Below are 19,766 nucleotides of genomic sequence, written 5' to 3'. Positions count from 1 at the left end.
CGGCCGGATCAGCCGGCGGCCTTGCCTGCGGCGCGCTCGGCGCGGCGGCGGTCGTTCGGATCGAGCAGGGCCTTGCGCAGGCGGATGGTTTGCGGCGTCACCTCGACCAGCTCGTCATCGGTGATGTAGGACAGCGCGGCTTCGAGCGACAGGCGGATCGGCGTCGTCAGCCGCACCGCTTCGTCCTTGCCGGAGGAGCGCACGTTGCTGAGCTGCTTGCCCTTCAGCACATTGACCTCAAGGTCATTGCCGCGCGTATGCTCGCCGATCAACATGCCCCGGTACACCTTGACGCCCGGGTCGATCAGCATCGGGCCGCGATCTTCCAGGTTGAACAGGGCATAGGCCACGGCCTCGCCGTCGCCATTGGAGATCAGTGCACCGGTGTGCCGGCCGGCGATCTCGCCCTTGAACGGCGCATAGTCGTGGAAGACGCGGTTGAAGATCGCCGTGCCACGGGTGTCGGACAGGAGCTCGGACAGGTAGCCGATCAGGCCACGGGTCGGGGCATGGAACACCAGCCGGGTGCGGCCGGCGCCGGAGGGGCGCATTTCCAGGAGCTCGCCCTTGCGCTCCGACAGCTTCTGCACGACGACGCCGGAATGCTCCTCGTCGACGTCGATGGTCACTTCCTCGATCGGCTCCAGACGGGTGCCGTCCTCGGCGGTCTGGAACACCACGCGCGGCCGGCCGACGCACAGCTCGAAGCCCTCGCGGCGCATGTTCTCGATCAGGATGGCAAGCTGCAACTCGCCGCGTCCGGAGACGATGAAGGCATCGGCCTCGGGGGAATCCTCGACCGTCAGCGCCACGTTGCCTTCCGCCTCGTCCATCAGCCGCTTGCGGATGACGCGCGACTGCACCTTGTCGCCCTCGGTGCCGGCGAGTGGACCGTCGTTGACGTGGAAGGTCATGGACAGGGTTGGCGGGTCGATCGGCTGGGCCGGCAGCGGCTCGCCGACTTCCGGCGCGCAGATCGTGTCGGAAACGGTGGCTTCCTGCAGGCCGGCGATGGAGATGATGTCACCGGCGACCGCCTTGTCGATCGGCTGGCGCTCCAGACCGCGGAAGGCGAGCACCTTGGAAATGCGCCCCGTTTCGACGGTCTTGCCGTCGCGGGACAGGGCCTTGACGGCCATGTTCGGCACCGCCTCGCCGGAGATGACGCGGCCAGTGAGAATCCGGCCGAGGAACGGGTTCGGCTGGACGGTGGTCGCCAGCATGCGGAAAGCGCCTTCCTCGGCCGCCGGGGCGGGAATGTGCTTTTCAACCAGATCGAACAGCGGGTCCATGCTGTCCTTCGGCCCGTCCGGATCGGCGGCCATCCAGCCCTGCTTGGCCGAGCCGTAGAGCACCGGGAAGTCGAGCTGCTCCTCATCGGCATCGAGGGCGGCGAACAGGTCGAACACCTCGTCGAGGACTTCCTCGGAGCGCTGGTCCGGCTTGTCGATCTTGTTGATCGCGACGATCGGGCGAAGCCCGAGCTTCAGCGCCTTGCCGAGCACGAACTTGGTCTGCGGCATGGGACCTTCCGCCGCATCGACAAGCAGGACGACACCGTCGACCATGTGCAGGATACGCTCCACCTCGCCGCCGAAATCGGCGTGGCCGGGGGTGTCGACGATGTTGATCCGGGTGTCGCCATGGGTCAGCGAGGTGACCTTGGCGAGAATGGTGATGCCGCGCTCCCGCTCAAGATCGTTGGAATCCATCATCCGCTCTTCGGTCCGCTGGTTGTCGCGGAAGGAGCCGGATTGCTTCAGGAGCACGTCAATCAACGTGGTCTTGCCATGATCGACATGGGCAATGATGGCGATATTGCGCAGTTGCATCAGTTGATTGCTCCGAGAAAAAAGTAACGCGGGCCGTTTGGACCCGCGCAATTGTGCGGCCTGTATAAACCGGCAAGGGCCATCTTGCAACGCAGCAATACGTGGCGTCATCCGGCTGGGCACACGGGCGGATTGACAAGGGGCGCGGGTGCGGGCAGATAGTAAGGAAATCTGATTATATGGATTCCTCATGAAATCTGCCGCAGCATCCCGCCCGATGGGCTTCCTTATTGGTGATCTGGCGCGCCTGATGCGCCGGCGTTTCGAACGCCGGCTGGCCGGGAGCGACACCGGTCTGACCGTCAGCGAGGCGCGCACATTGGCGATGGTCGAGCATTATTCCGGCTGGCGCCAGACGGCGCTGGCGGATCGCATGGGCATCGAGCCGATGACGCTGAGCGGTTTTCTCGACCGCCTGGAAGCGGCCGGACTTGTCGTTCGCAAGCCGGACCCGAACGACCGGCGGGCCAAGCTGATTACCCTGGCTCCGGCGGCCGCGCCGGTGCTGGAGCGGATCCATGAGGAAATGGTGGCAATCCGGCTGGAGGCGCTGGAAGGCTTTTCCGAGGAAGACGCGGACCGGCTCTACGCGCTCTTGCAACGGATGCATGGAAATCTCTGTTGTTGCGGGCCGGAGGAGCTGTCATGAACCGAACGCCCTTGATGAGCGAGCGGCGCACGGCGATGCTCGGCGGCGCGCTGGTGGCCATCGGCCCGATCTCCATGGCACTCTACACGCCGGCGATGCCCGTGCTGGCGGCTGCCTTCGACACGTCCCAGGCGATGATCAAGCTGACCCTGACCGCCTATTTCACCGGTTTTGCCCTGAGCCAGCTTTTGTGCGGACCGCTGACCGATGCCTTCGGGCGCAAGCCGATCGCGCTGCTGTTCCTGAGCCTTTATTTGGCCTCGACGCTGCTGGCCACCTATGCACCGACCATCGAATGGATGCTGGCGGCCCGCGCGCTGCAAGGGGTCGGCGCCTCGGTCGGTATCGCCGTGTCGCGGGCACTCGCCCGGGATCAGTTCGTCGGCCAGGCGTCGGCGCGGATCATGAACACCACCGGGATGATGCTGGCGATCGGACCGGCGCTGGCGCCGACCATCGGCGGTGTCACGCTGGAGCTGTTCGGCTGGCGTGAGATCTTTATCGCGATGATCATCTACGGTGTTGCCCTGATGCTGGGCGTCATGGTCTTCATGCGCGAGACCAACCCCTATATCGACCGCAGCAACCTGCATCCCTACCGGCTGTTCCGCAACTATCTCACCCTGATCACCGATACCCGCTTTCTCCAGCCAAGCCTTCTGACCGGGATCGGCACCGGGACGATCTACACCATGGCGACCATTCTGCCCTTCGTGCTGATCGACAAGGTCGGGTTGACGCCGGTCGAGTTCGGCTTCGGCATGATGGTGCAGTCCTGTTCCTTCATCGCCGGCACCATTGTCACCGCCCGCCTGCTGCGCCGGGTCGAGGCGCATCGGCTGTTGCCCTACGGCATCGCCGGCATTGTGGTCGCCGCCGTGTCGATGGTGGTTCTGCTCACCATGTTCCCCTTGCATTTCCTGACGGTCATGGGGCCGGTGGGGCTGTTCGTCTTCTTCCTGGCGACGGTGATGCCCTCCGCCTTCACCTCGGCGCTGCATGATTTTCCCAAGATTGCCGGCGCGGCGTCGGCGATGATGGGCTTCCTGCAGTTCGGCGCCGGGCTTGCCGGCAGTCTGGTCGCCGCCGCGCTTGGTGACCCGCTGCTCGGCGTGGTGATCGTTCCGCCGGGCATGATGCTGCTGGCGGTCGGGCTCTACCAGGTGCTGGGCATGCGCAACCGCAGGCGGGCCATCGCTGCCGAATAGGTGGCGGTTCCGCCCCGGCGCTCACCTATCGCGCCTTCCGGTAACTGGACGGCTTGACGAATGGGCGGGAAAGCCGCAAGACCCTTCGCTCGAACAGGGACCTTGCGCGTGATCGCGCGGGCGCGGGCAGGCCAATCGCCCGGGTTGGGCACGGGTGGCAGCGGGAGAGCGACGGCATGACGGCAGACACAGCAACCGGCCGGTTCTGCTTTCGCGGTGGTGCGCTCGAGCTGTCCGTGCCGCGGGTCATGGGTATTCTCAATGTGACGCCGGACAGTTTTTCCGACGGCGGCCGCTTCATCAACCGGGATGACGCGCTGGCGAATGCGCGCAAGATGATCGCCCATGGGGCGGACGTCATCGACGTTGGCGCGGAGAGCACGCGACCCGGCAGCGAGCCGGTGGATGCGGCGGAGGAATGGCGGCGCCTTGAGCCGGTGATGGCCGATCTCGCCGGGTTGGGAACGCCGGTCTCAATCGATACCTACAAGGCGGAGGTGGCGGCGAAGGCCTGCGCTGCCGGCGCGGGGATCGTCAATGACGTCTGGGGCCTTCTGCACGATCCGGCGATGGCCGATACGGTGGCGGAGGCGGAGGCCGGGGTCATCATGATGCACAACCGGCGGGAGGTGGATCCTCATATCGACATTCTCGCCGATATCGACCGGTCGTTCGAGCGGTCGATGGAGCGGGCCACCCGGGCGGGGATCCCGACCGAGCGACAGATGCTCGATCCGGGCATCGGCTTTGGCAAAACGCTGGCGCAGAATTTCAAGATCCTCAAGCGGCTCGACCATTTCGCACGGCATGGCCTGCCGCTGTTGGTCGGTGCGTCGCGCAAGCGGCTGATCGGTACCGTTCTGAACGTGGATACGGACGATCGGCTGTACGGATCGCTGGCGATCCATACGCTCGCGCTCGCTCGGGGCGCGGCGATGGTCCGGGTGCATGATGTGCGGGCCCATGTGGATGCCGCCCGGATACTGGCCGCCATTGAGCGAGAGGACTGTGAATGACCCATGAGGACCCGCAAGGTCGGCCGGTGCGTGTCGCGCTCGGGCTTGGCTCGAACATCGGCGACACCCGGGCGCATCTGGATGCGGCGCTGGGCGGGCTGGAGCGTGAAGGCGATATCGTGGTGGTGGCCCGCTCCAGCGACTACCGCACCCCGCCCTGGGGGCCGGTGCCGCAGGACGATTACCGCAACGCCTGTGTCGTGGTGGAGACCCGGCTGGGGCCGCGCGAGCTGCTGAACCGCTGCCTGGCGGTCGAAAAGGCGCTGGGACGGGTCCGGGACATCCGCTGGGGGCCCCGGGTGATCGATATCGACGTGCTTGTCTACGGCGACCGGAAGGTCGAGGAAGAAGGCCTGTCGATCCCCCATCCGCGCATGGGCGAGCGGGCCTTCGTGCTGGTGCCGCTGGCGGAGATCTGGCCGGACGCGCCGCTCGGCGACGGGCGCACCGCCGCCGAGGCGCTCGCCACCTGTCCGGGGCAGGAGGATATCACCCGCCTATGAGGCGGATGAGTGTGAGAAGAAAGCGCCTTAGCTGGTGTCCTCCCGGACGCAGCAAAGCGGAGATCCGGGATCGGCGAGGCACGGCCTCGAGGGTTCAGCCGATTGAAAACGCTTGCCTTTCGGCTCCCTGATCCCGGGTCGCGCTGACGCTTGCCCGGGATGACGAAGAAGGGGGCGCGGTTTGTCGGCGGTCCGACCCGCCTATGAGGCGGGTGTGTCCGGTTTTTGCGTCGACGCGTTTCGGCCGAAGTTCGGGATATCCGTGTCCTGGCCGGCCTCGACAATGGAGCGGCGGATGCTCCGGGTGCGGGTGAACAGGTTGAACAGCGCCTCGCCGTCGCCCCAGCGAACCGCCCGCTGAAGCGCCGAAAGGTCCTCGGAGAACCGTGCCAGCATCTCCAGGATCGCCTCCTTGTTGTGCAGGCAGACGTCGCGCCACATGGTCGGGTCGGAGGCGGCGAGCCGGGTGAAGTCGCGAAAGCCCGAAGCGGAATATTTGATCACTTCCGACTTGGTCACCGTTTCAAGGTCATCCGCCGTTCCGACGATGTTGTAGGCGATGATATGCGGCAGATGCGACACGATCGCCAGAACCAGGTCGTGATGTTCGGGATCCATGGTGTCGACCATCGAGCCGCAGGCCTGCCAGAAGGCCGAGAGCCGGGCAAGCGCGTCCCGGTCGCTGTCCGGGGTCGGCGTCAGGATGCACCAGCGGTCGTCGAACAGGTCGGCGAAGCCCGCGTCCGGACCGGATTCCTCCGTGCCGGCAATCGGGTGTCCGGCGATGAAATGCACGCCTTCGGGCACGTGCGGGGCGATTTGGCTGATCACCGATCCCTTGGTGGAGCCGACATCGGTGAGGATTGCGCCCGGCTTCAGCGCCGGGGCGATCCATTTTGCCACCGCCTCGCTGGCGCCGACCGGCACGCAGATGATGACAAGATCCGCACCGGCAACCGCCTCTCCCGCATCCAGATAATATCGATCGCCAAGGCCCAGTTCCTCTGCCCGGCGCAGGGTGTGCGTGGAGCGGGTGGAGACGATGATCTCGTCGGCGAGCTTCCGCTGGCGGATGACGTGAGCCAGCGAGGAGCCGATCAGGCCGATGCCGATCAGGGCGATGCGATTGAAATGCGGGTCTGACATGGATTGGACTTGGCTGTTCGGGCCGCCGGACCAGCGCACCCGAAGGGGAGGAAGGCCGGACGGGAGGCGCCGGACGGGCGCGTCCCGCCCGGGCCGCGAAGATCGGCCTAGGCCGAGAGATACTCCTTCAGGATGGCGACGGTTGCCCGGTTGGCTTCCTCGTCGCCGATCGACATGCGCAGCGCGCCGGGCAGGCCATAAGCGCCGACCGCGCGCAGCACGCAGCCGCGCGCGCTGAGATAGCTGTCGGCCTCTGCCGCCGTCTTTCCGGACGTGTCCGGGAAGTGGATCAGCACGAAATTGCCGACACTCGGCGTCACCGTGAGCCCGAGCGCGGTAATCTCCTCGGTGACCCAGCCGCGCCATTTCTCGTTATGGGCGATGGCCAGGTCGAGGAAACTGGCGTCGCGGATCGAGGCAATGCCGGCGGCCTGGGCGGCGGTGTTGATGTTGAACGGGCCGCGCACCCGGTTGAGCGCGTCGATCACATGGGCCGGGCCGTATCCCCAGCCAAGGCGCAGGGCCGCCAGGCCGTGGATCTTGGAAAAGGTCCGGGTCATGATGACATTCGGCGCGGTCGCCGCCAGTTCGACGCCGGCCTCGTAGTCGTTGCGCCGGACATATTCGGCATAGGCGGCATCGAGCACCAGGAGCACATGCGGCGGCAGGCCCGCCTGCAGCCGCTTGACCTCGTCGAACGGCAGATAGGTGCCGGTCGGATTGTTCGGATTGGCGAGGAACACCACCTTGGTACGCTCGGTGACCCGCTCCAGGATCGCGTCGACATCGGTGGTCAGATTGCGCTCCGGCGCCACGACCGGCGTGCCGCCGGCGGCCAGAATGGCGATCTTGTAGACCAGGAAACCGTATTCGCTGTAGATCGCCTCGTCGCCCGGGCCGATGTAGCAGCGGGCCACCAGCTCCAGGATCTCGTCCGAGCCGTTGCCGCAGATGATCCGGTCGGCGTTGAGCCCATGCACCTCGGCGATGGCCGCGCGCAACAGGGCGGAGCTGCCATCGGGGTAGCGCTCCAGATCGACCCCGGCCTCGCGATAGGCGGCAAGCGCCTTCGGGCTGGCACCGAGCGGGCTCTCGTTGGATGAGAGCTTGTGCAGCTTGGCACCGCCGGTCGCCATCGTCTTGCCGGGAACGTAAGGGGCGATGTCGAGGATGCCGGGCCGGGGCTGCGGGTGGGTCGATTGAGGCTGCATTGTCTTCGTCGTCCAGCGCAAGGAGTGGGTCGCGAGTGCCCGCGTCCGGTATCCGAATGGTTTCCTGCTCGGAACATGCCCGGGACGGGGGCGTTCAGTCATAGGCAGACAGGCTTGCGAAAGCAAAAGAAAACATTGACCTTGGCGAGGTTGCCTCCTACCTGTCGGGCCCTGCGCGCGAGCAGATCGCGCGCGCCGGACCGGACGACGGGTCCGGCTGGAGACAGGCCGTCATACCTGCATGGGATAACGCCAGATGTCTGGAAACAATGGGCGTTCCGAGGCGCTGGATGGGACGGCACAGACGACCACGGAGGCTGGGGTGAGCGCGGATGCCGCGAACCGGGCGGATCACCCGTCCAGCAAGGTAATGCGGTTCGGCGCCGATGCGGCGCTGACGCTGGACAGCGGGCCGAAGCTCGGCCCCTGGCAGATTGCCTATGAGACCTACGGCACGCTGAATGCCGACCGCAGCAACGCGGTGCTGGTGTGCCACGCGCTGACCGGCGACCAGTATGTCGCCTCGGCCAACCCCTATACCGGCAAGCCGGGCTGGTGGTCGATGCTGGTCGGCCCCGGCCGGCCGGTCGACACGGACCATTATTTCGTCATCTGCGCCAATGTGCTCGGCGGCTGCCTCGGCACCACCGGGCCGGCCTCGACCAACCCGGCCACCGGCCAGCGTTGGGGGCTCGACCTGCCGCTGGTGACGATCCGGGACATGGTCAATGCCCAGGCCGTGCTGCTCGATCATCTCGGCATCGAGACGCTGTTCGCCGTCGTCGGCGGCTCGATGGGGGGCATGCAGGTGCTGCAATGGGCGGCGAGCTATCCGGAACGGGTCTTTGCCGCCATTCCGATTGCCACCGCCGCGCGCCATTCCTCGCAGAACATCGCCTTCCACGAGGTTGGCCGCCAGGCGGTGATGGCGGATCCGAACTGGTGCGGCGGGCGCTATTTCGAACGCGGCGTGCGCCCGTCCAAGGGGCTGGCGGTGGCGCGGATGGCCGCGCATATCACCTATCTCTCCGATCCGGCGTTGCACAGGAAGTTCGGGCGCAATCTGCAGGATCGGGAGACGGTGACCTTCGGTTTCGACGCCGATTTCCAGATCGAAAGCTACCTGCGACACCAGGGCATGACCTTCGTCGACCGGTTCGATCCGAACTCCTATCTCTATGTGACGCGGGCGATGGATTATTTCGATCTGGCCGCCGACTATGACGGCTCGCTCGCCCGCGCCTTCCTGCACTCCCCGACCCGGTTCTGCATCATGTCCTTCACCTCCGACTGGCTGTTTCCGACCGAGGAAAGCAAGGTGGTGGTGCGCGCGCTCAACGCCTCGGCGGCAAACGTGTCCTTCGTCGAGGTGGAAAGCGACCGGGGCCACGACGCCTTTCTGCTCGATGAGCCGGAAATGTTCCGCACGGTGCGGGGCTTCCTGACCGGGGCGGCCAACGCGCGCGGCATCACGCCGCCGGGAGCGGGCGCATGAGCGGGGTGCAGACACCCGAGACAGGGGCAAGCCGCGGCGATCATCGGCTGGTCGCCGGGCTGGTCACCCCCGGCGCGCGGGTGCTCGATATCGGTTGTGGCGATGGCGCCCTGCTCGATCTGCTGATGCGCGAGAAGCAGGTCGACGGGCGCGGCATGGAGCTGTCGCAGGCCGGGGTGAACGCCTGTGTCGCCCGCGGGCTGTCTGTGGTGCAGGGCGATGCGGATCGCGATCTGGAGGATTATCCGGACGATGCGTTCGATTTCGTCATCCTGAGCCAGACCCTGCAGGCGACCCGTGCACCGCGCAAGGTGCTGGAGCAGCTGTTGCGCATCGGCGAGCACGTGATCGTGTCCTTCCCGAATTTCGGGGTCTGGCGCAATCGGCTGCAACTGCTGTTCACCGGCAGCATGCCGGTCACCGAGCATCTGCCGTATTCCTGGTACGACACGCCGAACATCCATTTCTGCACCATCCGCGATTTCGTCTCGCTGTGCCGGGAGGTGGATGCGCGGATGGAAAAGGCGATGGCGCTCAATGCCCGCGGTGAGCCGGTGCCGTTTACCGCGCCGTGGTGGGTCTGGAACCTGATCGGCGAACAGGCGGTGTTCCTGCTGAGACGCTAGCGGCGGCCCACAGGGGCTGATGGATCGCTTCAGCTTTTGGGCGCCGGGTCGCGGCGATGCGCCGAGCCGTGCATCCCCGGGGCGGCGCCATCGGGGATGAACACCGGCCGAAGGGCGTGCACGAGGCGTTTTTTCCCCACGGGCACGCCGCGGAACAGCTGCTTTTCCGCTTCGATGATCAACAGGCCGGCGAAGGCCGGCCACAGGCGCCGGCCCACCTGTTCCCAGGCACGGGCGCTGCGCAGCAAAAGCCGCGAGCGGGTCGGCGGCAGGCACAGCGCCTCGTCGCTGCCGGTGGTGCGGAACTGGCAGGTCTTCAGGAGTTGCTCGATCTGACCCCGCGAGAACGGACGGCCATAGCCGAAGGGCGAGATTTCCGAGCGCGCCCAGAGCCCGCGCCGGTTGGGGACGACGACGATCAGCCGGCCGCCGGGGGTGAGCACCCGCCAGACCTCGCGCAGGAGGGCATCCGGGTCGCCGCAATGGTCGATGCCATGCACCAACAGGGCATTGTCGAAGATGCTGTCGGGAAACGGCAGGTCGGTTTCATCGACCAGGGTCGCCGAATTGCGCCCGCCGCGCGGCCAGGCGACCACCCCTTGCGCCGCCGGCATGGCGGCGATGCAGCGTTCCGCCTCATCGAGATAGGGGCGCATATAGGGGCCGGTGTAGCCGATGCCGATCAGCCGCCGTCCGGTCAGAGTTGGCCAGAAAGTGCGGATCCGCGCGCCGACCAGCACCCGCAGCATGCGGCCAAGCGGCAGATCGTAGAAGGTGCGCTGATGGGCAACGTCGAGATACATGGAGGCCTTGTGATGACGGTGCGAGGAAAACGCGGCGGGTGATTGAACCCTCCCGCGCCCGCCGATGCAACAGCGGTGATTGCGGCGCGGCCTCGCCTCTTGTTCCGGTGGCCGTGCCGGGGCACTGTGAGCGCAAAGCACGAGGCGCGGCCTGGCGGGTCGTCTTGCAAGGGGAGTTGAGCGAATGAGCGCAGACGGGACAGGCACCGGCGCAGTAGTGGAAATCAGGCAGTTCGGTTGTCTTGAGGACAATTTCGGGGTGCTGGTGCATGTGCCGGAAACGGGGGCGACCATCGCCTTCGACGTGCCCGATCAGGGGCCCTATGTGGCGGCGCTCGCTGAGACCGGCTGGACGCTGACCGATATTCTTATCACCCATCACCATTGGGACCATGTGCAGGGGCTGGAGGAGCTGAAGCGGCAGACCGGCGCGCGGGCCATCGGTCCGGCGTTGTCACGCGACCGCATCGAGGGGCTCGACGACTGGGTCGAGGGCGGGGCGAAGCTCACCGTCGGCGGCCTTGCGTTCCAGGCCATCGGCACCCCGGGGCATACGCTTGACCAGATTTCCTGGTGGGCGCCGGATGCCGGCTTTGCCCACACCGGCGATACCCTGTTCGCGCTCGGCTGCGGCCGGGTGTTCGAGGGCGACATGGAGATGATGTGGACCTCGCTCGACCGGCTGGCGCGCATGCTGCCGCTGGAGACGCAGATCTACTGCGGTCATGAATACACCCTTGCCAATGCCCGGTTTGCCCTGACCATCGATCCGGACAACGCGGCGCTGGCGGAGCGGGTTCGCCAGATCGAGGCGCTGCGCGCCGCCGGCAAGCCGACCCTGCCGACGACCATGGCGGAGGAACTGGCGACCAATCCGTTCCTGCGCGCCCGGGACCCGGCGATCCAGCGGCATCTTGGCATGAGTGGCGCCGATCCGGCGGAGGTGTTCGCCGAGATCCGCCGGCGCAAGGACAGCTTCCGATGAGCGATCCGATGGTGTCCGGTCAGATGATGGATCCCTCGCTCACCGCGCGCGACATCATCCGCCTGCTCGATCTCGCCCCGCATCCGGAGGGCGGGCATTACCGCGAAACCTTCCGCGATCCGACAACGGATGCGCGAGGGCGCGCCCTGTCGACGGCGATCTACTACCTGCTGGAGGCGGGCGAGGTGTCGGCCTGGCACCGGGTCGATGCGGTGGAAATCTGGCACTGGCACGCGGGCGGGCCGTTGGCGCTGACCATTTCGCCAAACGGCCATGACGTCAGCGCGATGCATCTGGGCCTGGATCTTGCCACCCACCAGCGGCCGCAAGGGATCGTGCCGCGCAATGCCTGGCAGACGGCGGAAAGCCTTGGCCGCTGGACGCTGGTCGGCTGCACGGTGGCGCCGGGGTTCGAGTTTGCCGGCTTCGAAATGGCGCCGAAGGGCTGGCGGCCGCGCCCGCGCGGCTGACCGGCGCCGCGATCGGTGCTTTCCCGTCTTGCTTTGAGCGTGTGCGCCGCTACAGTGCGCGCGACTTTCCGGGCGCGTCGTCGCGCCCGGTCGGGCCACTCGCGATCGGACGGCAATGACTATGGCAAAGAACGACATCAAGAAGGTGGTGCTCGCCTATTCGGGCGGTCTCGACACTTCGATCATCCTCAAATGGCTGCAGACCGAATACGGCTGCGAGGTGGTGACCTTCACCGCCGACCTCGGCCAGGGCGAGGAACTGGAGCCGGCGCGCCGCAAGGCGGAGATGCTCGGCATCAAGGAAATCTACATCGATGACCTGCGCGAGGAGTTCATCCGCGACTTCGTCTTCCCGATGTTCCGCGCCAATGCCGTCTATGAGGGCATTTACCTGCTCGGCACCTCGATTGCCCGGCCGCTGATTTCCAAGCGCCTGATCGAGATCGCCCACGAGACCGGCGCCGACGCCATTGCCCATGGCGCCACCGGCAAGGGCAACGACCAGGTGCGGTTCGAGCTGTCCGCCTATGCGCTCGATCCCGATATCAAGGTGATCGCGCCCTGGCGCGACTGGACCTTCAAGTCGCGCACCGACCTGATCGAGTTCGCCCAGCAGCACCAGATCCCGGTGCCGAAGGACAAGCATGGCGAGGCGCCCTTCTCGGTCGACGCCAACATGCTGCATTCCTCATCCGAAGGGAAGGTGCTGGAGGATCCGTGGGAAGAGGCGCCGGAATATGTGCACCAGCGCACCGTCTCGCCGATGGACGCGCCCGATGTCGCCACCGAGATCACCATCGGCTTCGAGCGCGGCGACGCCGTCTCGATCAACGGCGAGCGCCTGTCGCCGGCGACCCTGTTCGCCAGGCTCAACGATCTGGGCCGCGACAATGGCATCGGCCGCATCGACCTGGTGGAAAACCGCTTCGTCGGCATGAAGTCGCGCGGCGTCTACGAGACCCCCGGCGGCACCATCCTGCTGGCGGCCCATCGCGGCATGGAATCCATCACCCTCGACCGTGGCGCCGCCCATCTCAAGGATGAGCTGATGCCGCGTTACGCGGAGCTGATCTACAATGGCTTCTGGTTCTCGCCGGAGCGGGAGATGCTGCAGGCGGCGATCGACAAGAGCCAGGAGAAGGTCACCGGCGAGGTGCGGCTGAAGCTCTACAAGGGCAACATCATCACCGTCGGCCGCCAGTCGCCCTATTCGCTCTATTCGGAAGAGCTGGTCACCTTCGAGGATGACCACGGCGCCTATGACCAGAAGGACGCGGCGGGCTTCATCCGCCTCAACGCCCTGCGCCTGCGTACCCTCGCCAAGCGCAACAAGCTGGACTGAGGCGAAGGCCCATGGACATGGCACGGGCGACCCGGCTTTCCAAGGCCCTCGCCCGTGCCGGCTTTCTCGGGCTCGGCGGGTTTCACCCCGAGCCCGGCGACGCGGTGCCGCCGGTCTGCCCCGGCGGACCGGACACGCGGACCCTGCTCCTCATCGGCAGCGTTGGCCCGGATCTCTTTCGCGCCTTTGGCGCAGCGCCTGAAGCCGCCGATGGCGCGCCCGATCCGCTCGACCGCTACACCCGCCGCCTGCTCGGCGCGATTGCCGGCGATTTTGGCCTTGTGCCGCTCTTTCCCTTCGATGGCCCGCCCTATCACCCGTTCCAGCGCTGGGCGCTGCGTGTGGGCGGCTTTTCCCGCTCGCCGATGGGAGTCTTATCTCACGCGGTGTTCGGCCCCTGGGCGGGCTTGCGCGCGGCCTTGCTGTCGGACGAGCGGTTTGGCCGGTTCGAGGCGAATGGCACATCGGGGCCTTGCGAAACCTGTGCGGATACCCCGTGCGTTGCCGCCTGCCCGGCCGGGGCGCTGTCGCTGGAGGCGGGCTATGACGTGCCGCGCTGCCGGTCTCATCTTGAAGCGCGACGAGACGCGCCCTGCCGCAGCGGGTGCCTCGCCCGCAGGGCCTGCCCCTTCGGGCGTGCTTATGCCCAGGACCCGGCGCAAGGGACGTTTCACATGCGGGCGTTTTTCAGCTAGTCGCAGGAGTGTTCGACCCGACGTCGTCAATTGACGGAAGTCGGGCGCTCGCGCTCCGGGTTGCGGTGGTAGCCCGGGCCGATGGTCAGCGGGCTGTCGGGCACCAGGCCGGGGTCGACATCGCTCACCAGGTGCCGTTCGTGGGTCTCGATCACCTTGCCGCTGGCGTTTTCCTCCAACGTCAGGGTGACCTTGTAGGGGTGCCCTTCCTTCACGCCCTGAACCGGCGGGGTTTCAAAGCTGTAGCGGGTGGCGCGGGCGGTGATCGCGTGCTGCAGGGTGATCGGCTGTCCGCCAGTGGGGTTTTCAAAGCGGGCGATCAGGCGCAGGCCCGTGGGCGTTGGTCGCTGCACGGCGGCGGTGATGCCGTAGTGGATATCGGCGTGCCGGTAGTTGTAGATGAACCCGCCGCCGGTGATCGTCATATAGGTCTTTTCTGCCTGCATCTGGTGATTGTAGACGGCAAGACCGATGAAGGTGCCGCCGACAAGGACGACGACAAGACTGACCGCAAGGCGAAAGTATCGGGTCTTCTCGAATTCCATGACCGGCTCCGGCTGGACGAGAGGGATTGCAAGTTTCCCGTCAAACCGGCGCGCGGGCAAGCTGTCGCTTTTTACACGTGTCGCGATTGTTCAAGACGCCCGCTGGCCCCGTAGTTATCAGGGGGGACACAGAGGAGTTCGCAGATGAAGCTGAGATACACGATTTTCTACGTCGAGGATGTGGCGGCAACGCTGGCCTTCTTCAACCGCGCCTTCGGGCTGGAGACCGGCTTTCTGCATGAAAGCAAGGACTATGGCGAGCTGGTCACGGGCGAGACCAAGCTGGCCTTTTCCTCGCGCGCGCTGATGACTTCCCTGGGCAAATCGCCGCTTGTCCCGGATCCGCAGCGGCCGACCTTCGAAATCGCGTTTGAGACAGATGACGTCGCGGCGGCGCTTGAGCGGGCACGCGAGGCCGGGGCGACGGTGGTGCAGGAGGTGCGCGAGGAAGCCTGGGGGCAGACCACCGCCTATGTGACGGATCCCGACGGCTATCTGATCGAGATCTGTTCGCCGGTGAGCGGGACGGCAAGCCCGGACTGACGCAACAGGTGGCGGCTGCGGGCATCGTGTTGCAGCCGCGCCGGCGATATGGCGAACCAGCGGCGGAAGGCGCGGGTCATGTGCGCCTGATCGGCGTAGCCGGCCTCGGCGGCCAGATCCGACAGCGGCACATGCGGGGCGAGTGCCGCCGCCGCCCGCCGGGCGCGGGCCAGTTGCAGCCAGAAGCCCGGCGGTGGCAGCTCGTGATCGCGAAACAGCCGCTGCAGGCTGCGCAGGCCAAGACCGATGCGCCGTGCCGCCCTTGCCACCGAGGCGGTTTCCGTTTCCAGGCTGTGGATGGCCTCGGCAATCATTGGGGGGCGAGCAGTGTGTTCGCCCAGTAGCGCAGAGGCGTCCTCCGGATCGCAGCCGCCGGCGGCAACCCGGGCAAGCAGCGGCGCGGTGTCGATCACCGTACCCGGCTGCAGCCGAAAGCCGGTCATGCGGGCGCCGGCGGCAATCTCCGTCACGCGCGGCGCCGCCTGCAGCTCGGAGACAAAGCAGTCCGGGCGTTGTTCCGGCGCGGCGACCAGGATCAGGTCGCGGCAACCGTCAGGCAGGATCAGTTCGCGCGAGGGAGCGGTTGCCGTGTGGCTCCAACGTTCCAGCAGTGTCGTCATACCGCGTCCTCGACCTTCAGGGGAGAGCGGGGAGACATGGAGGGGCGCTCAGCGGTCGCGGATGGCGACGAAACGGGCCAGCGCCAGCAGCGGCTCGGCTTGTGCGCCATAGGGCTGGAGTTCCGTGGTCGCGGCCTCGACGAGGCGTGTCAGTTCGGCCCGGGTCCAGTCGGCGCCCTTGAGCGCCACCAGCGTCGCCTTGCCGGCGGCGGCATCCTTGCCCGCGGCCTTGCCGAGCGCACTGGCATCGCCCTCCACATCCAGCAGATCGTCGGCAAGCTGGAAGGCAAGGCCGATGATCTCGCCGAAGCGGGTCAGACGCTCGATGTCGTCCGGGCCGGCGCCGGCCAGCCGGGCGCCGGTGCGCGCGGCGTAGCGAATCAGCGCGCCCGTCTTCATCGCCTGAAGTTCGCGGATCTCGGTTTCCCCGCGCGGAGCGTGCTGCGAGGCAAGATCGAGCATCTGACCGCCGGCCATGCCGCCGAGACCGGCGGCCCGCGCCAGCTCGCGCGAGGCGGCAAGGCGGATCTCCGCGTCGGCATGGACCGCAGGGGCGGCGATCAGGTCGAAGGCGAGGGTGAGCAGCGCATCGCCGGCCAGGATCGCGGTTGCCTCGTCATAGGCCTTGTGCACCGTCGGCTGGCCGCGGCGCATGTCGTCGTCGTCCATCGCCGGCAGGTCGTCGTGGACGAGGGAATAGCAATGGATGCATTCCAGCGCGGCACCGGCCGTCACGATGCCGGCATCGTCCCGGCCGAACAGCCGGGCGGCGGCGATCAAGAGCACCGGCCTCAGGCGCTTGCCGCCGCCAAGGCCGGCATGGCGCATGGCCGCCATCAGGCGCTCCGGGCGGGCGATCTCGCCATCGAGAGGGGCGGCGTTGAGCGCGTCGTCCAGTGCGGCGGCGATCCGGTCGGCGTCCCAGGTGAGGTGGGCGGCGATGTCGAGTGTCACGCGAGGCGTCTCCGGCAGGGACCGGCGTCGGGGGCCGGCATCTGGGGAACAGGGAAGGGCGCCGGTGGGCGTCCCTCGCAGGTCTCAGTGTCGCGAAACGCGCCGCGGGTCAAGCGCCGGTCTTTGCGGGCTGCTCAGGCAGCGCCGGCTTCGAGGGCGACGGCGGCCGACTGGATGATCGCGGCGTAGCGAATAGCGGCCTGCACCTGATCGGCACCGAGCCCGCCCTTGCGCAGGATGTCCTCATGGGCATCGATGCACATGCCGCAGCCGTTGATGGCCGAGACCGCCAGCGACCACAGTTCGAAATCGAGCTTGTCGACCCCGGGCTTGCCGATGACGTTCATGCGCAGCTTGGCCGGCATGGTCTTGTACTGGGCGTTCGAAGCCAGGTGGACAAAGCGGTAGTAGACGTTGTTCTGGGCCATGATCACCGCCGCGGCCTTGGCGGCGCTGAGCGCTTCGGCGGAAAGATGCGGAGCGGCTTCCTCGATCAGTTCGGCGCGCACGGTGTCATTGCGGCTGGCAATGGCGCAGGCGACCAGGAGGCCATACTTCTGCTGTGCGGTGAAGGTCTCGTCGCTGGCCAGCGAGGACAGGTTCAGGCGCGTGTCCTTGGCGAAATCCGGCAGGGCATTCTTCAGGTTCTCGATCGACATGGCAGGCCGCTCTCAACTCGGTGGGCTTCATCTGGACAAACCGAAGGCCGGGGCGGGACCCCGGCCTTCGAAAAGCAACTGGGCTGGTGCCTCAGGCCGCGAGCGTGTCGCCACCGACTTCGCGGTTGCACGGGCACAGCTCGTCGGTCTGCAGCGCATCGAGGACCCGGAGCGTGTCCTTGGGGTTGCGGCCGACGTTGAGGTTGGTCGCGTAGATGTGCTGGATGGTGTTCTCGTTGTCGACGATGAACGTGTAGCGGTAGGCGACGCCATCGGGCGAGCGCACGCCGAGACCGTCGACCAGGGTGCCGTTGGTGTCGGCGAACGACCAGATCGGCAGCTTGTCGAGATCCGGATGATCGCGGCGCCAGGCCAGCTTGCAGAACTCGTTGTCGGTCGAGCCGCCGAGGACGACGCAGTCGCGGTCCTCGAACTCACCGGCGAGACGGGCGAACTCGGCGATCTCGGTCGGGCAGACGAAGGTAAAGTCCTTCGGGTAGAAGAAGATCACCTTCCACTTGTCCGGGAAGCTTTCCTCGGTGATCGCCTCGAAGGCGCTCTCGCCGTTCTCTTCGTGGTGGTTGAAGCCGGGCTTTACGCCAACGACCTCGAATTCGGGGAGCTTGTCGCCGATGCCGATCATGTGTGTCTCCTCAAGGGGCTTGCCGTGCGGCGCTGGGCGCTCGGCACGACGGGTGAAGGTGGCACCACAGCATTGTGTGTGGCGGCAGGACCGGTTATGCAAAGATTTGCCGTTCGGTCAAACCGATAAAAGCGATCCGCTCTATCGAAATTATCGATATCGTGCGGTGACCCAGCGTGAGCGAAACGCGAAAAGCCATCAGGCTCGTAAGGGCTTGGCAGGAAAGACGGGGAGGCCCTCCGGCCATGCTTCCGACGCTTCGTCAGATGCAATATTTCGTCGCCCTGGCGGAGACCCGGTCCTTCGTGCGCGCGGCGCGGGTCTGCCATGTCACCCAGTCCACCCTGTCGGCGGGGATTCGTCAGTTCGAGACCTGTCTTGGTGCCGAACTGGTCGACCGTTCCGGGCGCAGCATCGCGCTGACCGATGCCGGCCAGACAATCCTTGACCGGGTGAGCGGCATCCTGCGCGATGCGGAGGATCTGGCCGGGGCGGTGCGCACGGCGCGGCAGCCGCTCAGCGGCCGGCTGCGTCTTGGCGTGATCCCCTCGATTGCCCCCTATCTGTTGCCTCAGGTGTTGCCGGGCTTGCGCGCGCGCTACCCCGACCTGCGGCTGCATCTGCGTGAGGGGCTCACCGGCGCGCTGATGGAGGCCCTGCGCGAGGGGCGGCTGGATGTGCTGCTGATTGCCTTTCCCTATGATACGCAAGGTCTGGAAATGGAAATGATCGGCGAGGATCCGCTGTTGCTGGCGGTTCCGGGCGATCATGCCTTTGCGGCGGGGGGCTGCGTCTCCCTTCACAAGCTGCGCGGCGAGCCGCTGCTGCTGCTTGAGGATGGGCACTGCCTGCGCGAACATGTGCTGCGTGCGTTTGATGGCGCCGCGCCGCCCGAATCGGATGAGATCCAGGCCTCCTCGATGACGACACTGGTGCAGATGGTCGACAATGGGCTGGGCATCACCCTGCTGCCCCGCATTGCGGCGGATGCGGGGGTGACCCGGGGCACCGGACTGGTGCTGACCCCGCTTGAGGCGCCGCAGGCCACGCGCGAGCTGGGATTGGTGTGGCGCCGCCGGTCCGGCCATGCGGCGGATGCTGAGGCGCTGGCGGGTGCCTTGCGCGGTTACTTGAGCGAGCGCGGGCGCCGAACGCGGGGGGAGGGGGCGTGAGCGGACGGCGGCGCGATGCCTCGGCGGACAAGAGGCAGGCCGACAGGACGGGCAAGGGGGGCGACGAGCGCCGCCAGCGGCACTGGCTGCGCCGCTGGCTTCTGCGGGCGTTCCTGGTGCTGGTGCTGCTGCCGCCGGCGCTGACGCTGGTCTACGCCTTGGTGCCGCCGGTCAGCACCTTGATGCTGGAGCGCTATGCGCGCGGCCTGTGGGTCGACCGCAGCTATGTGCCGCTGTCGCAGATCTCACCGCATCTGATCCGCTCGGTGGTGGCTTCGGAAGATGCCCGGTTTTGCGAACATGGCGGCGTCGACTGGCAGGCGCTGGAAACCCAGATCGGCGCCCTTGGCGAGGGGGAGAAGGTGCGCGGCGCCTCCACCTTGACCATGCAGGTGGCCAAGAACCTGTTTCTGTGGAGCGACCGCAGCTACGTGCGCAAGGCGCTGGAGGTGCCGCTGGCGGTGATGCTCGATGCGATGCTGACGAAGCGGCGGATCCTGGAGATCTATCTCAACATTGCCGAATGGGGCGAGGGGGTGTTCGGCGCCGAGGCGGCGGCCTCGGCCTGGTTCGGCAAGCCGGCGGCGGCGCTGACCCGGACCGAGGCGGCGCGGTTGGCCACCGCCCTGCCCAATCCGCGTGCGCGCAA

The 19,766-nt window shown here is 66.8% G+C and carries 22 protein-coding genes; 13 read left to right on the top strand and 9 right to left on the bottom strand.

Features of this window, described 5'->3' with window-relative positions; all coding sequences use genetic code 11:
• Positions 1-8: 8 nt before the first annotated feature.
• Positions 9-1,832 carry a translational GTPase TypA gene (gene typA / locus LC062_RS17920; protein WP_224912393.1) on the bottom strand — a complete coding sequence of 608 codons (1,824 nt, stop codon included), beginning with the start codon at positions 1,830-1,832 and terminating at the stop codon, positions 9-11.
• Positions 1,833-2,022: 190 nt separating this feature from the next.
• On the opposite strand from typA, the gene LC062_RS17915 reads away from it, so the two are divergent.
• The 4 genes from LC062_RS17915 to folK all read left to right on the top strand — a co-directional run bounded on the left by LC062_RS17915 (position 2,023) and on the right by folK (position 5,208).
• Positions 2,023-2,481 carry a MarR family winged helix-turn-helix transcriptional regulator gene (locus LC062_RS17915; RefSeq protein WP_224912392.1) on the top strand — a complete coding sequence of 153 codons (459 nt, stop codon included), beginning with the start codon at positions 2,023-2,025 and terminating at the stop codon, positions 2,479-2,481.
• Entirely contained in the window at positions 2,478-3,689 is a 1,212-nt protein-coding gene (locus LC062_RS17910; RefSeq protein ID WP_224912391.1) for a multidrug effflux MFS transporter, read from the top strand. Before LC062_RS17915 ends, LC062_RS17910 begins: the two co-directional genes overlap by 4 nt.
• A gap of 176 nt (positions 3,690-3,865) precedes the next feature.
• Positions 3,866-4,705 (top strand): dihydropteroate synthase, encoded by an 840-nt coding sequence (gene folP, locus LC062_RS17905; protein ID WP_224912390.1) that lies wholly within the window; start codon positions 3,866-3,868, stop codon positions 4,703-4,705.
• Positions 4,702-5,208 carry a 2-amino-4-hydroxy-6-hydroxymethyldihydropteridine diphosphokinase gene (gene folK, locus LC062_RS17900; RefSeq protein ID WP_224912389.1) on the top strand — a complete coding sequence of 169 codons (507 nt, stop codon included), beginning with the start codon at positions 4,702-4,704 and terminating at the stop codon, positions 5,206-5,208. The genes folP and folK overlap by 4 nt, the downstream gene beginning before the upstream one ends.
• A gap of 201 nt (positions 5,209-5,409) precedes the next feature.
• Here folK and LC062_RS17895 read toward each other — a convergent pair whose 3' ends face one another.
• Both LC062_RS17895 and hisC read right to left on the bottom strand, forming a co-directional pair.
• Positions 5,410-6,354: a prephenate/arogenate dehydrogenase family protein gene (locus LC062_RS17895; protein ID WP_224912388.1), complete on the bottom strand. Its 945-nt coding sequence runs from the start codon at positions 6,352-6,354 to the stop codon at positions 5,410-5,412.
• Between the two features lie 107 nt (positions 6,355-6,461).
• The gene (gene hisC, locus LC062_RS17890; protein ID WP_224912387.1) at positions 6,462-7,565 is read right to left on the bottom strand and encodes a histidinol-phosphate transaminase; all 1,104 of its coding nucleotides are present in this window, start codon (positions 7,563-7,565) and stop codon (positions 6,462-6,464) included.
• A 370-nt stretch (positions 7,566-7,935) separates the two neighbouring features.
• Here hisC and metX point away from each other — a divergent pair, with 370 nt between their 5' ends.
• Positions 7,936-9,060 (top strand): homoserine O-acetyltransferase MetX, encoded by a 1,125-nt coding sequence (metX, locus tag LC062_RS17885; RefSeq protein WP_404829747.1) that lies wholly within the window; start codon positions 7,936-7,938, stop codon positions 9,058-9,060.
• Positions 9,057-9,686 (top strand): methionine biosynthesis protein MetW, encoded by a 630-nt coding sequence (metW, locus tag LC062_RS17880; protein WP_224912385.1) that lies wholly within the window; start codon positions 9,057-9,059, stop codon positions 9,684-9,686. The genes metX and metW overlap by 4 nt, the downstream gene beginning before the upstream one ends.
• 29 nt (positions 9,687-9,715) lie before the next feature.
• Here metW and LC062_RS17875 read toward each other — a convergent pair whose 3' ends face one another.
• Positions 9,716-10,489 carry a class I SAM-dependent methyltransferase gene (locus LC062_RS17875; protein WP_224912384.1) on the bottom strand — a complete coding sequence of 258 codons (774 nt, stop codon included), beginning with the start codon at positions 10,487-10,489 and terminating at the stop codon, positions 9,716-9,718.
• A 184-nt stretch (positions 10,490-10,673) separates the two neighbouring features.
• Here LC062_RS17875 and gloB point away from each other — a divergent pair, with 184 nt between their 5' ends.
• From gloB to LC062_RS17855, 4 genes are all read left to right on the top strand, one after another.
• Positions 10,674-11,474: a hydroxyacylglutathione hydrolase gene (gene gloB, locus LC062_RS17870; protein ID WP_224912383.1), complete on the top strand. Its 801-nt coding sequence runs from the start codon at positions 10,674-10,676 to the stop codon at positions 11,472-11,474.
• A gap of 26 nt (positions 11,475-11,500) precedes the next feature.
• Entirely contained in the window at positions 11,501-11,944 is a 444-nt protein-coding gene (locus LC062_RS17865; protein ID WP_224912478.1) for a cupin domain-containing protein, read from the top strand.
• A 121-nt stretch (positions 11,945-12,065) separates the two neighbouring features.
• A complete protein-coding gene (locus tag LC062_RS17860) occupies positions 12,066-13,286 on the top strand; it encodes an argininosuccinate synthase (protein WP_224912382.1) in 1,221 nt (406 codons plus the stop codon).
• 11 nt (positions 13,287-13,297) lie between these two features.
• On the top strand, positions 13,298-13,981 hold the full coding sequence (locus tag LC062_RS17855) for a 4Fe-4S dicluster domain-containing protein (RefSeq protein WP_224912381.1): 684 nt from the start codon (positions 13,298-13,300) through the stop codon (positions 13,979-13,981).
• A gap of 26 nt (positions 13,982-14,007) precedes the next feature.
• On the opposite strand, the gene LC062_RS17850 is transcribed toward LC062_RS17855, so the two are convergent.
• Complete coding sequence (locus LC062_RS17850) at positions 14,008-14,526, bottom strand: hypothetical protein (protein ID WP_224912380.1); 519 nt, start codon at positions 14,524-14,526, stop codon at positions 14,008-14,010.
• 144 nt (positions 14,527-14,670) lie between these two features.
• Here LC062_RS17850 and LC062_RS17845 point away from each other — a divergent pair, with 144 nt between their 5' ends.
• The gene (locus LC062_RS17845; RefSeq protein ID WP_224912379.1) at positions 14,671-15,069 is read left to right on the top strand and encodes a VOC family protein; all 399 of its coding nucleotides are present in this window, start codon (positions 14,671-14,673) and stop codon (positions 15,067-15,069) included.
• Here the strand turns inward: LC062_RS17845 and LC062_RS17840 are convergent.
• The 4 genes from LC062_RS17840 to LC062_RS17825 form a co-directional block, all read right to left on the bottom strand.
• Positions 15,018-15,689: a helix-turn-helix domain-containing protein gene (locus tag LC062_RS17840; protein ID WP_224912378.1), complete on the bottom strand. Its 672-nt coding sequence runs from the start codon at positions 15,687-15,689 to the stop codon at positions 15,018-15,020. The genes LC062_RS17845 and LC062_RS17840 overlap by 52 nt on opposite strands.
• Positions 15,690-15,737: 48 nt before the next feature.
• The gene (locus LC062_RS17835; protein ID WP_404829745.1) at positions 15,738-16,643 is read right to left on the bottom strand and encodes a polyprenyl synthetase family protein; all 906 of its coding nucleotides are present in this window, start codon (positions 16,641-16,643) and stop codon (positions 15,738-15,740) included.
• Between the two features lie 134 nt (positions 16,644-16,777).
• On the bottom strand, positions 16,778-17,302 hold the full coding sequence (locus LC062_RS17830; RefSeq protein ID WP_224912377.1) for a carboxymuconolactone decarboxylase family protein: 525 nt from the start codon (positions 17,300-17,302) through the stop codon (positions 16,778-16,780).
• A 91-nt stretch (positions 17,303-17,393) separates the two neighbouring features.
• Complete coding sequence (locus LC062_RS17825) at positions 17,394-17,945, bottom strand: peroxiredoxin (protein WP_224912376.1); 552 nt, start codon at positions 17,943-17,945, stop codon at positions 17,394-17,396.
• Between the two features lie 245 nt (positions 17,946-18,190).
• Between LC062_RS17825 and LC062_RS17820 the strand changes: the two genes are divergently transcribed.
• Both LC062_RS17820 and mtgA read left to right on the top strand, forming a co-directional pair.
• Positions 18,191-19,117, top strand: coding sequence for a hydrogen peroxide-inducible genes activator (locus LC062_RS17820; RefSeq protein WP_224912375.1), 927 nt, complete (start codon positions 18,191-18,193; stop codon positions 19,115-19,117).
• Positions 19,114-19,766 (top strand): monofunctional biosynthetic peptidoglycan transglycosylase (mtgA, locus tag LC062_RS17815; protein WP_224912374.1); only part of this gene is annotated, 653 nt, incomplete at its 3' end. The genes LC062_RS17820 and mtgA, both read left to right, overlap by 4 nt.

This window comes from Stappia indica, assembly GCF_020177335.1.
GTDB lineage: Bacteria > Pseudomonadota > Alphaproteobacteria > Rhizobiales > Stappiaceae > Stappia > Stappia indica_B.
The sequence above is the reverse complement of the archived record's forward strand: the minus strand, read 5'-3'. Positions and strand labels throughout refer to the sequence as shown.